Below are 13,263 nucleotides of genomic sequence, written 5' to 3' on the forward strand. Positions count from 1 at the left end.
TAGAAATTTGTTGGTCAACGAATAAACGAAATAATCATCACTTTTGATTCCAGATTTCCCAGGCTCTCTCAGCTTGCAACACGAGCATGTCGTATCCGTTTTTTACTTTGGCTCCATGCTCCTGCCCTTTCTTCATAAAAAGTGTCTCGGCTGGATTGTAGACGAGGTCATACAATAAGTGGCCGGAACCAATTCTCCCGAAATCAACGTCCGGACATTTTCCGATATCCGGGTACGTGCCCAGTGGTGTTGTGTTGATAATCAATTTCCTCGATTCAAGAATCGTGGGATCATTTTTCAAATCTCCATAGGTAATAACTCCATTCCCGGCAGACCTTGACACCTGAAGGAATTCAATCTTCAAGTCCTCCAGAGCCACCTTTACAGCAGAAGCCGCTCCACCTGTGCCCAGCACCAGGGCTTTTGATCCAACTATTGCATCACCGGCCCAACTCTGCAACGACCGCAAAAAACCTATATAGTCTGAGTTAAACCCAGTCAGCTGTCCGTCCCGCTCTTTTCTAATCACATTAACCGCCCCAACTCTTGAAGCACTCTGATCAAGCTTGTTCAGCAAAGAAATGACTGCCTTTTTATGCGGGATGGTGACATTTATCCCTACCAGATTGGGGTTCTCGGCAAACAAAGCTGGAAAGCCGGCGGCGGCTTCCATCTCGAACAGCTCGTAGGAAGCGTCGCTGACACCCTCTTTCAGAAACTTCTCAGTGAAATATCTTTTTGAAAAAGAATGGGTCAGCGGAAACCCTATTAGTCCAAACAGCCTCGGCATTACTTGTTTTTGTACTTGACGGTCGTGTGTGCAATTTTTTCTATAATCACCACAACGCCAAAGCCAAGGGCAATAAAAAGCAGAGCAAAAAGAATTTGAGGATCTTGCCCGGTAAGCTTTTGATAATAGTGCGGCCAAACGTTGTTTTCTATAAATGGTACCTGTTCGCCGGCACTATTCAGCCTAAATTGCGCCACTCGTTTCCAGGGCCAAATCTTGTAGAGGGAACCCACCATAAAGCCAGACAGTAATCCGATGGCCATGTTGTGGTATTTTTTCAGAAACCATGAAATGGCTCGTGAAAAAGATAGAAGCCCTATGACACAGCCTGCTGCAAAAAGTGCTATAACAAGATAATTTAACTCCTTGAGCGCTCTTAAAACATATTCATATTTGCCCATGATCAGCAAAATGAAACTGCCCGAAATACCCGGAAGTATCATGGCTGTTATGGCGACCATTCCACTCAGGATAATGAACCACCAGGATGTTGGCGTTGTAGCCGGCGTGGATGAAACAATGATGTACGCAGAAACCAACCCTGCTATAAAGGCAAATATAACACCCGGGGACCACCTTTTGATTTGCCTGGCAATGGTGATGGACGAGATGATGATAAGGCCAAAGAAAAAAGACCAAACATAGATCGGATACAGTTCCAACAAGTGGGTAATCACCTGCGCAAAGATGATAATGCTCAGTCCTATGCCAGCAAGCAAGGTGACAAGAAAATTGCCATTAATGTGCTTCCAAAGCTCCTTGATTTTGAAGCCTGTAAGTAACTTCAGCGCCGTCAGGTCAAATGCTTTGATAGTGTCCAGTAGCTCTTCATAAATACCAGTGATGAAGGCAATTGTTCCACCGGAGACTCCCGGAATCACATCGGCACTTCCCATAGCCAGGCCCTTCAAAAAGAGCAAAAAATAGTCAGTTAACTTTCTCGGCATTAAAATGATGTCCAGGGTATTGAAAAAAGAGGCCATTTCTTCAAACAGAAATGACCTCCCGATAAATATAATTAGTTAGAACTGAGACAGAAAGTGGTCAAATGTATCACCTCTTAAGCCTAGTCTTATCGTTTCTAAAGGAATTACCTCTTGAGGGGCAATATTTCCCAGGTTCACGTTGGCTCCCAGCAATTTGATGAACCAAACTTGCTGCGTCTTTTGCGGTGCTTCCCAGATAATCCGCTCAAACGGAATTTTCGTCAAAATTTCCTCTACCAGTCCCTGGCGAACTTCTCCAGAATCTCTGAACAAACCTACGTTTCCTCCCTCTCTGGCCTCTCCAATCACTTTCCAGGCGCCGGCGTCCAGCTCCGTTTGCATCTGCTCAATCCATTTGTAGGGTGGTATAATCTTGGCAGCATCTTTTGATCCGACTTCTGACAATACCGTTACCTGGCCAGACAACTGCCGAATGTATTCACATTTTCTGTCATGATCGAGGGTAATGGAGCCGTCCGACACCTCCGCATACTTCAATCCATATTTGTCTAAAACCTTCCTGTAGTCATCAAACTGATCTCTGATTACAAAGGCTTCAAACAAGGTACCTCCAAGATAGACTGGGATGCCCGCCGACTGATAGAGGTCAATTTTCTCCTTCAGCTTTGGGAAAACATATGAAGTTGCCCAGCCAAGCTTAATAATATCTACATACTCACCACATGTTTCAATCAAATCCGTAGCTTCTCTAAGGCTGCTCCCCTTATCCATCACCATGGTAAAACCTGTCTGCCGTGGCTTCTTGGTTCTCTCCGGAACCTTACTTAATGCATAGTTTTCTAACATCTCAATTTCCTAAATTTCCCAACAAAAAAAGCCAGTACGCACCAGGCATGGCTTTCAAACACCCTTAAATAAAAGGCAATTCCTATTTATCTTTATTATTAGACTTATAGCGTTCAATGATTTTGTATAGTGCCTTCTGAGTCTCAAGTTTTGGAAAAAACTCAAAGAGGACGACGTGATTTTCAAAGTTCAAAGTTAAGGCATTTTCCAAAATTGCAAAGGCCTCTTTGAATCGACCAGCGGTTATTAAGTACACGGTAGCCCTGTAATATAAATCGGACTCCTCAGGGCATTCATCCATGCCGGAAGAAACAGTATCGACAGCTTTTTCATATTGGCCCTGCTCAAAATAAATGTGCGACCAGCCAAGCCAGGCCATCGGATTTTTGGGGTCTAATATGGTTGCCTCCTCAAAAGCGTCCATACTTGAAACAATGTTGCCAACTTTGTATTCAGCTTCGGCAACTGCTAGCCAGTAATCGGGATTTTCAGCATTGAGTTTAAGTGCTTTGTTGTAGAAATGAATGGATTCAAACCATCTTTCCTGGGCCTTCAAACATGAAGCAATGCCGAAGTAGGCTTCGTCATACATGTCATCAAGCTTGGCCGCTCGTCTGTAGAAAGACAGCGCTTCATCCAATTCACCCAATTTCTCATAGGCGGCTCCAATATAGCAATAGGTTTCGGAGCTCGGCCCCTCTAGCTCCTCGGTTGTTTGAAACGCCTTTAGCGCTTTGTCGTACTCCTCTATGTTAAGATAAGCATTGCCCATATTGAAGTAGGCAGAGCTAAAACTATCGTCGATGGCAGCTGCGTACTCATAGGCATCGATAGCCTCCACGTGCCTTCCAAGCTTGTTGTAAACTATGCCGAGGTTATACCAGGCATACTCCGAAAACGGATCTCTGTCAATGAATTGCTTATAATAATCAAGGCTGCTTTCAAGCTCACCTGCTACATCCAGGCAGTAAGCCAGTTCGTACAGCGCATTTTCATGATTGATGTTGAACTCTATGGCTAGCTTGTAATTGTCAGCCGCCTGCTTGTAGTCTCCTTTACCCTGAAAAGCCAGGCCAATATTATAAAAAACTTCGTCCTTATCTTCTATCCACTCCAGTGCATTGTTCAACGCATCAATGGCTTCATCATAGTTTCCATTGAGCGACAGGATGTTTCCCTTAAGAAGAATGATCTCGGAATCTCCCGGCTGCAGATTTTCAGCAGTTTCAAGCAATTTGAGCGCTTCGTCATACTCTTCAAGTGAGGTGAGTATCGTTGCCTTGCGCAACATTAATTCGACTGAAAATGGAAATTGACCAAACGCTACATTGACTGCTTTTAATGCTTTGCTGAACTTCAGTTTATCAAGGTAATAGTCGATGATATTCTCGAAGTCGTCTTCCTCAAAATAATGGCTGACTCTTCCTTTCACAAAGTCCTCAAATTTCTCTACCAGCTCTTTAAGCTCTTTCTTACGAAAATCTTCCGCCATTAAATGTGATGATTAATAGTGTGACAAAGGTAGGAACAAAAAAACTAGGGTATTGAATCCCCGAAAACAATCTTTCTAAGTGAAAAACTTCTTTGCTCATTATGTCGCAGAGGGTTTATGTAAGATAGGCAATTATTTAAATTTCTGTCAAAGAAAAATCAAAATAATTGGATGAACTCCAACAAAAAGAACTGTTTTCGAAAAAATTTGCAATGATTTTGCTTGAATGGCAAATTGAAGTGCTGACCTTTTATTTATTGATAGTCAGTCTATTGAGGAATCATTTAACTTTTTCCTTATGATCCTCGTCGTAATAGCCGTAACCGTAGCCATAGCCGTAACCGTAGCCATAACCTTTCTTATTCAGAATTTTTACTGAGTTCAGAATGGCAGAAATATTGTTGAACTTGTTCATTTTGATCAGCTTCTGGAGCGTTTTTAAGAAAATCTTCCTGGAGTAGTCAGCCCTTACAACATACAGGGTTAAATCCGCTTTCTTCATCACGATCACACCATCGGTCACCAGGCCAACAGGAGGTGTATCAAGAATTACTACGTCATACTTCTTGGATGCTTGCTTGATAAAATTATCAAACCTCTCCCCAAGCATCAGCTCAGAGGGATTTGGTGGAACGGGGCCAGCGCCCAAGTACTGAAGTCCCTCAATCTCTGTCGTCTGCACACAATCCTCAAATTTGTCCCGCCCGATAAGGACAGTAGACATCCCCTTGTCATCTTTCTCTCTACCAAACGCCAAATGTATCTTGGGCTTTCGCATATCAAGATCCACCACAAGCACCTTCTGGCCTGTTTTAGCCAAAATACCACCAAGGTTTACTGCTACAAACGTTTTGCCTTCGCCGCTAATGGTAGAAGTCACAGCAATTACCCGCTGGTCTCCGCCGTTGAGTAAAAAGTCCATGTTTGTTCTGATACTACGTAGCGACTCGCTTAGTACCGACTGAGGAATCTTATGTACCAACAGCCTTGTAGTCAACAACTTTTCTCTTTTATACACCGGAATGGAACCAAGAACTGGCACGCTAACAAGGCGCTCAAGCTCTCTTTGATGAGATATCTTATTGTCCAACAGGTATCTCAAGCCAATAAAGAGAAGGCTCAACAAAAGGCCGCTAACGGCACCAACACCATAAATGAGCAGCTGCTTCGGATGCACCGGATCCACTGGCAAAGATGCGGGCGACAGAATGTCGAAATCCTGAACCGTTCCCGCTTTGGCGATTTCCAGCTCGGCCTTGCTTTTTATTAAGGAGAAATAGAACTCCTCCTGAAGATTGTAAAACCTTCTTGTTTTGTTAAACTCGGTGCCCATCGAAGGTAATTCGACGAAGTTACGTTCGAGGTTGGCCTTTCTAACGTCCAGCTCCCTGAGCGCCTTCACAAGGTTTTCTCTGTACTCCTCTGTGATGCTCCTTACATTTTTCTTCAAAGTTGCCAGCCGCTGAGTCATACGAGACACCGCATAGGTATTCTCGTTGTAAGAACCCAGCAAAACTTCCCGCTCCCCGAACAATTTGTTATATTCTGTCAAAGAACTGGATATGAACTCTGGCAGAGACTGGGAGCTGTAGTTGGCTAGCAGCAACGGCTCATTCTTGTCCATTTGCTCCTGTGCCATTTGAATATTTGTCAGCTTGTTTTGAAGGTCGTATCGCTGCGAATCGAGCGACTGTAACAGCACAATTGTTCGGCCCAGGTCTGTCTGAATATTCGTGGTTCGGTTCTCTATGGTAAAGTTTTCAAAATAGTCCTCGTATTCCTCTATTTTCCCTTCGGTAATTCCCAGTTGTTCATTCAGGAATGAAAGCTTTTGCTCAATAGCCTGGTTTTTTTCTTCCGTTGTGTATTTGAGATAAAGGGTGTCAATAGCAGTCACAAAATCCCTCGCTTTATACTTGTTGAAGTCTCTCAAAGAGATCTTTATCGTTTTTGCACTAAAGTTGAGTGGCTGAACCGTGACGTTCGACTGAAAAAAATTTATCAGCGCCGACTCGCTATTAATCGTAAAGTAGTATTTGCCAATGCCGTTGTCATCAGCGAAATTCTCAGTCTTCTCAATCAGAAGGTTGTAGTCAGCGGTGCTGATAGTTTCGCCAAATTTATGCCGGGAGGTACCTGACTTCTCAGCTGGTGGAAAGGACAATTCAAATTCGTTTTCAGAAATAATTTCGATGTCGATAGGCTTATCGAAAAAGCCAGCGTTATGCAACTTATAACTAACCACAAATGGGCTGTTCCGGTATCGCTCCTCAGTAAGGATATTTCCATAGTAGTGGTAAGACACATTGTAATTAATCGCCTCAACAACCCGACTGAAAAACAGGTTTGATTTAAGGAGTTCGATCTCGCCTGATAGAGAGTTCACGCCAGAGTTCTCCAGGGGGTTTTGCACCCCCAAAATCACTGCTTCATTCTGAATATTGAGTTTTAGTTGCGACTCAGATTCGTATACAGGCTTGGTGTACCTGAGAAAAGCGTATGAAGCAGTTCCAGCGACAGCAAAAATGGCTACCACATACAAAATACTACTCCTTACTACCTGAAGTAGCTTTTCGACGTCAAGGTCGTTGAACGCATCTGATTCATTCACGCCAGAACCTAAACCTGATCCGCTTGTGTTGCTGCTTTCTGTCAATTGCTCACTTTAGTTAAGATTGATGCTTTTTATTACCAAAGCCAAGGTTATTACCCCAGTGATCAGACTTAAAATTGGAGATACGTCTCTTAGAGACTCTATCCACACCCGCCGCCATGGGTCAATATAGACGATGTCACCTGGCTCCAGCCTCACAATCGATGATCGCATTCCACTGACGGTTGACAAATCAATCACGTATACCTCTGGATTGTTCAGATTTCCCCTTATTAATCGCACAGTCTGACTTTTGGCTCCTTGATTAATTCCTCCCGACAAAGCAATTACCTCAATTAGTGAAGTATTTTCATTGACCAGCGGAATCACTTGTCCGCCGTTGGCGCCAAGCACAATCACCCTTCTGTTTTCATAACCCAATACAACATAAGGGTCAATATAGTGCTCACTGTAAAGTGCCTGAAGTTTTTGTTCTGCTTCGTATATAGTCATGCCCAGGATATCGACATCTCCCACCATGGGTAGCTTCACCAGGCCATCCTGCCTGACCAAATAAACAAACTGACGGGTATTTTGCATGTTCTGATTCGTCATGCCCTGGCGAAGCTCAAAATTTGGATCGACAATTCTTTCACCTCCATTGGTGAACACATCCAACCTAAGATAGTCGTCTTTCTTTATCTGATAGTTCTTCTCTGCCAAAGAAACTGCCTGCGTGAGGTCTGATTCTGTGAACTTGTCGTCCATCTTGAACATGACATCCTGCTTGTAGAGCTTGCAGGAACTCAATATAAGTAATGCAAAAAAAACAACTGTTCTTCCACAGTTCTTCATACCATGCTTCGATAAAGTAGAAAAGTTAACCCTGGAGGTCAATTAATGCGGAAAAGTAAAGATTCTCAACCAAATACTTCTTTTAATTGATGAGTTTTTGGTGTCTCAGCAGAAGTATAGTAGTCAATTTTTTCTAAGTACTCGTCAACAACGAAGCTGTCGTCAAAGTGTGTGATAACATGCTGTCTGGCGTTTTCGCCCATTGCGCTTCTTTCCTCGTCGGTAAAGAACATCATTCGCTGCATGGCATCAACAAGGCTGTTAACGTCTCGCTCTTTGCACAGCAGTCCGGTAACACCATCATGTACTACTGCGTTGCATCCGGGGACGTCTGACGCTATCAGGGGCCTGCTCATAGCGGCACCCTCCAGCAAGGTTTTGGGAAGCCCTTCTCTGTAAGATGGAAGTACGACCACATGGGCCCTGGCAATCCAGTCCTCAACCTTATCGGTAACTCCAACATATTCAATGACCTTTTCGTCATGCCACTGCTGAACCGTAGCGGCAGATATTGCTCTCAAATGCTTTTTCTCAATTTGCCCAAGCAGCAAGAACTTTACATTAAGGCCCTTTCCTTTCAAAATTCTGGCTGCTTCCACATATTCTTTCACTCCCTTCTCCACCAGAATTCTCGCCACCATGAGAAAAGTGAAATGCCCATTTGTATTGAATTTTGGAAAAAACCTGTGGTGGTCGATACCCGAACCAGGAATAACGCTCGTGGAAGGACCTTCAGGATTCACCAAGGAAATGAAGAGTTTTTTGTCGTCAGGGTTCTGAAAAAAAATGTGGTCAGCAAACTTAAACGAGTGCTTGTAAAGTTGCACCGCCACTGACAGCACCCAATTATCCTGAATAAAGACAGTTCCTAAGCCGCTCACGTTATTAATAACAGCGGCGCTGCCCGCAAATTTGGAGGCTAGAGTACCGTAAATACCTGGCTTAATAGTATAGTGAAGAAAAACATCTGCCTTCACTTTTTTGTATATTCTGATAAGTCGAAAGAGAAGCAGCAAGTCACGTATCGGATTTACTCCCGTGGTGTTCATGGGAACCGGATAAAATTCGCAGCCCATTGCCACCAATTTTTTAGAGTACTCATCCTCGGGCGCAATAGCTATCACTTCATCTCCCCTCTTCAAAAGAGCGTGAATAAGGTTCTTTCGAAAGTTGAATACGTTCCAGGACGAATTGATGACGATAGCAATTCTCATAATAAGGCGAGGTGGTTTATAAACAGTCGACGCAAGTAATTGTTTCTACTTCGTTAAAACATATTTGTAAGAAAACCGAGAAACAAAAACCAAATGCGACAGACTGAATATATTTCCAATGGTCGTGCAAATTATTATTATTCCTCTAATAAGTTAAACTTTATTTATGAAGTTTAAAATTAGATGGAGGTCTAACTCCTTCTTGTCTTATCGAAAGTATTAATTATTAAAGAAGGAAAATCAATAATCAGATGAATGGTGTGAACTTTTCGATGAACGATTGCTATTTATTGGTTTACTTGCAAGTTACTTCAACAAATGGATAAACTTATCTCTACGGCCCCTGTTCCACTCAAAGCTGTGTTGGTGGCTTTGATTAATAAAGACCAGCCGCCATCCAAGGCGGAGGAATTCCTTGATGAGCTGGAGTTCCTGGCGCAAACGCTTGGTCTGGAAATTAAGGGAAAATTTTCCCAACGGCTACCACGGCCCGACACCCGCTCCTTCGTGGGCAAGGGAAAATTAGAGGAAATAAACTCCTTTGTGAAAGCGGAAGAAATCGACGTAGTCATTTTTGACGATGACCTTACGCCCTCTCAGTTGAGAAACCTGGAAAACGAGCTAAAAGTAAAAATATACGACCGAAGCCTTCTTATCCTCGATATCTTCCTCGAGAGAGCACAAACCTCCCAGGCGAGAACCCAGGTGGAGCTGGCACGATACGAGTATTTGCTACCAAGGCTTACCAGAATGTGGACTCACCTTGAAAGGCAAAGGGGGGGAACTGGCACAAGGGGTGGTGCCGGTGAAAAAGAAATAGAAACTGACCGCCGGGCTATTCGGGACCAAATCACTGTGCTCAAAAAGCGGTTAGAAAAAATAGAAAAACAAGGGATTACACAGCGCAAAGCCAGAGGACAACTGGTAAGGGTGTCTCTAGTGGGTTATACCAACGTTGGCAAGTCCACGATTATGAACAGGCTAAGCAAATCTGATGTGCTGGCCGAAAATAAGCTGTTTGCTACCGTGGATTCCACTGTCAGGAAGGTAGTTATCAACGATATTCCTTTCTTGCTCTCAGATACAGTTGGGTTTATCAGAAAACTTCCTCATGCCCTCATCGAGTCGTTTAAGTCTACACTTGACGAAGTACGGGAGGCAGATATCCTCCTGCACGTAGTGGACATATCGCACCCGTCTTTCGAGGAACACGCAAAGGTGGTGGAGGCAACACTGAAAGAAATCGGCGCTGATGCTAAGCCTGTTATCACTGTTTTCAATAAAATAGATCTTGTACCCGAGGAGCCGCAGGAAGAAACAACGGACGAATTTGAGATCCAGGAACCGGTAATGGCCACGCCAAGAGAACGTGCCCTGGCTCTTTACACCGAGAAACCCGACACAAAACTGATCTTTATTTCAGCCACGAGTAAGGGTGACATCAGCAAACTGCGTGAAACGCTTTACAAAGAAGTATTGGAGCATCACATTAGCATTTACCCCAATTACTTGAAAAACGTCAATTATTAATTTAATTTTGCACTCCTTTTTGTTGAAAAGACATCAAGGTCTCGTAGTTCAATGGATAGAATAGAAGTTTCCTAAACTTTAGATACAGGTTCGATTCCTGTCGAGACCACTTCTTCGTGCAGCATTAAGACATTTGCTTTTCAATTCTTACCGGTCCCGTAGTAAAATGGATACCCGCCTGACCACGCAGTCGGGCAGGTTATACAAGCCTCCGGAGCTTGAGATGCAAGATTAAATAATATTGGTGCGATGTACTATGCATATGTTCTTAGGAGCCTTGATAAAAAGAATTTCTACAAAGGACATTGTGAAGACCTGGACAGAAGGCTTAAAGAACATAATCAGGGGCGAACAACATCAACTGCCAGGTATGCGCCCTGGGAAGTGGTCTACTTCGAGACTTTTGAAACCAGGGATGAGGCAATTAAGAGAGAAAAATTTTTTAAAACTGCGAGCGGTCGTAGATATTTGAAGTCGCAAATAACACAATAGCAAAAGGTCCCGTAGTAAAATGGATATTATGCAAGCCTCCGGAGCTTGAGGTGCAGGTTCGATTCCTGCCGGGACCACTTTTCATCTTTTTCGGAAAATTCTTCCTCCGGACACCAATTAAGCATTCTTTTCTTTTTTAAGCGGCGGTAATTCTGGAAATTACTACCAATGAAAATCCAAATCGTCTGGCTGTGTCTTCTATTCCTTGCACTTTGCGCACCTTCAAAAGGACAAATCAGCGACAACGCATACACCACCCAAGTCGAGCTCTTAGCCAAAAAACAGGGCAAATGGGAGAAACGGCTTCTCCGACACCGCCTTCAGTTAACAACAACACCCGATGGCAAAACGGAACTAAAGGCACACCCAGTGTCAAATATCAAAAACCTGCGCTTTGCATTTATTCTTGATAAAAATGGCGTCAAACAAAAGGTCAGTAAAAAGCAGGTTGTACAAACCATCTTAAGCCAGCAAGCCACACTGCCCATGGCAACAACGTTGTCGATGGATGAACAGACCACCGGGAAAACTCAACAAAAGTACAGCGACGACCTGCTCAATTTTACGATGGGCAAAAGGCCAAGCAGATGGGTCTACAGTCAGTGGATTACTCTGGCACAGTGGGAGGGCGCTGCCACGCCTTCGGAAATCTCGGTACTGGTAAAAAGACCTTTTAGAAAGGTGGCAAGGCTAACATTGGAAGAGTTACACACAATTAGCCTCCCTTACTTACCGACGCTTTCAAATGTAGAATGTGTGCCCATCGACCGCTTTTTTGAACTGCGAAAGCTCAAAGGCTACGGCATTGATAAAATAACCTACCAGCCCTACACCGGCCACGACCAGGACATTCTCAAAAGACGACAGAGAATCTACTTTCCAAAGAACAAATACGAACCTGAGTCCGTCTCGATTGACTCACTCAGGAAATACCTGAACGATAACGACCTCAGCATTTTGAAGGCTGACTTTTATGGATATTCTTCGCTGGAAGGCGACAGCCTCCTGAACCGCAACCTACAGGAAAAGCGGGCTTCATTTCTCTACAAAATGCTGAATGAAATGAGCAGCGACCCAGTGGAAGCAGATTCGATTGGCTTTGACGATGGCTATGAGGCGCTCGTGGCACTCGCAAAAAAGAATTCTATCAAGTGGATTCAAGCCATGCCAAAAGCCCAGTTGAAGGATACCTTGCAAAAAGACTCCCTTTTACTCGCCAGACTGGAGCCTTTGCTACAGCAATCCAGAAAAGCCGAACTGCAATTGGTTTTGGCCAAAAGGCTTAACAAAGAAGAGCGGATTGACAAGGCCTTCAGGGTGTTGAACCAGACTGCCTACAGAGTGGTAGCCACCCGATCTGGACACATAAGCACAGTCGACCAGCAACGGGTCAGCGGCATTCTTCATTACCTTTTCAGAATCTACGTGGGCGACGAAATCACAAGTGACGAGTTGGTGTATGCCGTTAACGCAGCTCCCAATGCCCCATTCGTTCGGGTGCTTTTCATGTATATGCTCATCGAGCAGTTTGAGAGGAAACGGCCGATTCAGGTAGACTCGCTGAATTGGCATAACAGGCTAGCGGAATTTGACCGGGATCGACTGTTCGAAGCAGCCAACGAGGACATCATTTCTCTGCTTTATTCGAAAACCATAGCTGCCAATACCAAGACTATGCTCAACGGGATGGCCGTCGATCTGCAATATTATACGTTCAAATACATTATGAATGGCTCGCTGAGCCCATCAGTGCTATGTCGGCTTTCTTACCCAAATACGCCTGGATTTTATGCCCTCAAACTCAATCATTATGCCTTCCTCCAGCAGTTGCCGCCAAACCTGGCCGCTGGGGTAAGCTGCTACTCTGGCAGGGCATATGAGTACTCGTACAAAGGTGCAAGCCACCGGTTCAGATCAACAGATGTGGAGGGTCTCGCTGAAAGGCTTGAGCAAAGCGCCCGCACTTATCAATCAGCTTTTGAGAATGAGAATCTGGAACCACCGTCGTTTTACAAAGGGTCTTATTCCGACTACTACTTTTTTCTTAAAGTTCTATTTATCAACGAAGACGAAACCATGTTGCGTCTGGTCAACCAGTCTGATCAGATGATAGAATTTGACCTCTATCACTTTATTGACTATCAGGTTGAAAGCTTTGACCCAGTCCGCAATTTTTGGCTGGATGTAGACATCCCCATTCAAAAGATGCAGGAACTTGTGAGAAGGTTGGCCAGGAATCCTGGCAGGTTGTGCCCTGTTTTAATTGAAAACATTTCTCTGAGCTTTTATCTGAAAACGCTTTACTATCTCAACAACTACTATGACCCAACCAATCCCAACCACATGGCGCTTGCGAGAGACGCTCTTTCGTACATCAGTAGCTACTACAGAAACAAGAAGGCCTTTATGACTCCTGAATTACAAGGCCTTATCCAGCGCCAAATCAACTTTTTCCATTTGATGCCCGGCACAAAGGACATCTCAGAGTATGTCATCGATTAGTC

The 13,263-nt window shown here is 44.1% G+C and carries 10 protein-coding genes and 2 tRNA genes; 5 read left to right on the plus strand and 7 right to left on the minus strand.

The features are described 5' to 3' along the window. Positions 1 to 37: 37 nt before the first annotated feature. The 7 genes from aroE to ACMVP2_RS08540 all read right to left on the minus strand — a co-directional run bounded on the left by aroE (position 38) and on the right by ACMVP2_RS08540 (position 8,737). The gene (gene aroE / locus ACMVP2_RS08510; RefSeq protein WP_339790826.1) at positions 38 to 790 is read right to left on the minus strand and encodes a shikimate dehydrogenase; all 753 of its coding nucleotides are present in this window, start codon (positions 788 to 790) and stop codon (positions 38 to 40) included. After that, a complete protein-coding gene (locus ACMVP2_RS08515) occupies positions 790 to 1,737 on the minus strand; it encodes a DUF368 domain-containing protein (protein ID WP_339790828.1) in 948 nt (315 codons plus the stop codon). Before ACMVP2_RS08515 ends, aroE begins: the two co-directional genes overlap by 1 nt. Positions 1,738 to 1,812: 75 nt before the next feature. Then, complete coding sequence (locus ACMVP2_RS08520; RefSeq protein ID WP_339790829.1) at positions 1,813 to 2,583, minus strand: phosphosulfolactate synthase; 771 nt, start codon at positions 2,581 to 2,583, stop codon at positions 1,813 to 1,815. Between the two features lie 82 nt (positions 2,584 to 2,665). Further along, positions 2,666 to 4,075, minus strand: coding sequence for a tetratricopeptide repeat protein (locus ACMVP2_RS08525; protein WP_339790830.1), 1,410 nt, complete (start codon positions 4,073 to 4,075; stop codon positions 2,666 to 2,668). 280 nt (positions 4,076 to 4,355) lie between these two features. Then, positions 4,356 to 6,731 (minus strand): polysaccharide biosynthesis tyrosine autokinase, encoded by a 2,376-nt coding sequence (locus ACMVP2_RS08530; RefSeq protein WP_339790832.1) that lies wholly within the window; start codon positions 6,729 to 6,731, stop codon positions 4,356 to 4,358. A 9-nt stretch (positions 6,732 to 6,740) separates the two neighbouring features. Further along, on the minus strand, positions 6,741 to 7,445 hold the full coding sequence (locus ACMVP2_RS08535; RefSeq protein ID WP_339790833.1) for a polysaccharide biosynthesis/export family protein: 705 nt from the start codon (positions 7,443 to 7,445) through the stop codon (positions 6,741 to 6,743). A 143-nt stretch (positions 7,446 to 7,588) separates the two neighbouring features. Continuing rightward, complete coding sequence (locus tag ACMVP2_RS08540) at positions 7,589 to 8,737, minus strand: glycosyltransferase family 4 protein (protein WP_416867401.1); 1,149 nt, start codon at positions 8,735 to 8,737, stop codon at positions 7,589 to 7,591. 318 nt (positions 8,738 to 9,055) lie between these two features. On the opposite strand from ACMVP2_RS08540, the gene hflX reads away from it, so the two are divergent. From hflX to ACMVP2_RS08565, 5 genes are all read left to right on the plus strand, one after another. Beyond that, a complete protein-coding gene (gene hflX, locus ACMVP2_RS08545) occupies positions 9,056 to 10,267 on the plus strand; it encodes a GTPase HflX (RefSeq protein ID WP_416867402.1) in 1,212 nt (403 codons plus the stop codon). 37 nt (positions 10,268 to 10,304) lie between these two features. Beyond that, positions 10,305 to 10,376, plus strand: a tRNA-Arg gene (locus tag ACMVP2_RS08550). A 140-nt stretch (positions 10,377 to 10,516) separates the two neighbouring features. Further along, positions 10,517 to 10,759 carry a GIY-YIG nuclease family protein gene (locus ACMVP2_RS08555; RefSeq protein ID WP_339811623.1) on the plus strand — a complete coding sequence of 81 codons (243 nt, stop codon included), beginning with the start codon at positions 10,517 to 10,519 and terminating at the stop codon, positions 10,757 to 10,759. Positions 10,760 to 10,764: 5 nt separating this feature from the next. Next, positions 10,765 to 10,836 (plus strand) — tRNA-Arg (locus ACMVP2_RS08560). A 91-nt stretch (positions 10,837 to 10,927) separates the two neighbouring features. Beyond that, on the plus strand, positions 10,928 to 13,261 hold the full coding sequence (locus tag ACMVP2_RS08565) for a hypothetical protein (protein WP_416867403.1): 2,334 nt from the start codon (positions 10,928 to 10,930) through the stop codon (positions 13,259 to 13,261). The last annotated feature ends 2 nt before the right edge of the window (positions 13,262 to 13,263 follow it).

Source organism: Imperialibacter sp. (genome assembly GCF_048007035.1).
GTDB lineage: Bacteria > Bacteroidota > Bacteroidia > Cytophagales > Cyclobacteriaceae > Imperialibacter.

Bases quoted from the DNA above. Each gene is read 5' to 3' on its own strand.
- ACMVP2_RS08525 (WP_339790830.1), bottom strand. From the start codon at position 4,075: ATGGCGGAAGATTTTCGTAAGAAAGAGCTTAAAGAGCTGGTAGAGAAA.
- ACMVP2_RS08565 (WP_416867403.1), top strand. From the start codon at position 10,928: ATGAAAATCCAAATCGTCTGGCTGTGTCTTCTATTCCTTGCACTTTGC.
- aroE (WP_339790826.1), bottom strand. From the start codon at position 790: ATGCCGAGGCTGTTTGGACTAATAGGGTTTCCGCTGACCCATTCTTTT.
- ACMVP2_RS08535 (WP_339790833.1), bottom strand. From the start codon at position 7,445: ATGTTCAAGATGGACGACAAGTTCACAGAATCAGACCTCACGCAGGCA.
- hflX (WP_416867402.1), top strand. From the start codon at position 9,056: ATGGATAAACTTATCTCTACGGCCCCTGTTCCACTCAAAGCTGTGTTG.
- ACMVP2_RS08540 (WP_416867401.1), bottom strand. From the start codon at position 8,737: ATGAGAATTGCTATCGTCATCAATTCGTCCTGGAACGTATTCAACTTT.
- ACMVP2_RS08515 (WP_339790828.1), bottom strand. From the start codon at position 1,737: ATGCCGAGAAAGTTAACTGACTATTTTTTGCTCTTTTTGAAGGGCCTG.
- ACMVP2_RS08520 (WP_339790829.1), bottom strand. From the start codon at position 2,583: ATGTTAGAAAACTATGCATTAAGTAAGGTTCCGGAGAGAACCAAGAAG.
- ACMVP2_RS08555 (WP_339811623.1), top strand. From the start codon at position 10,517: ATGTACTATGCATATGTTCTTAGGAGCCTTGATAAAAAGAATTTCTAC.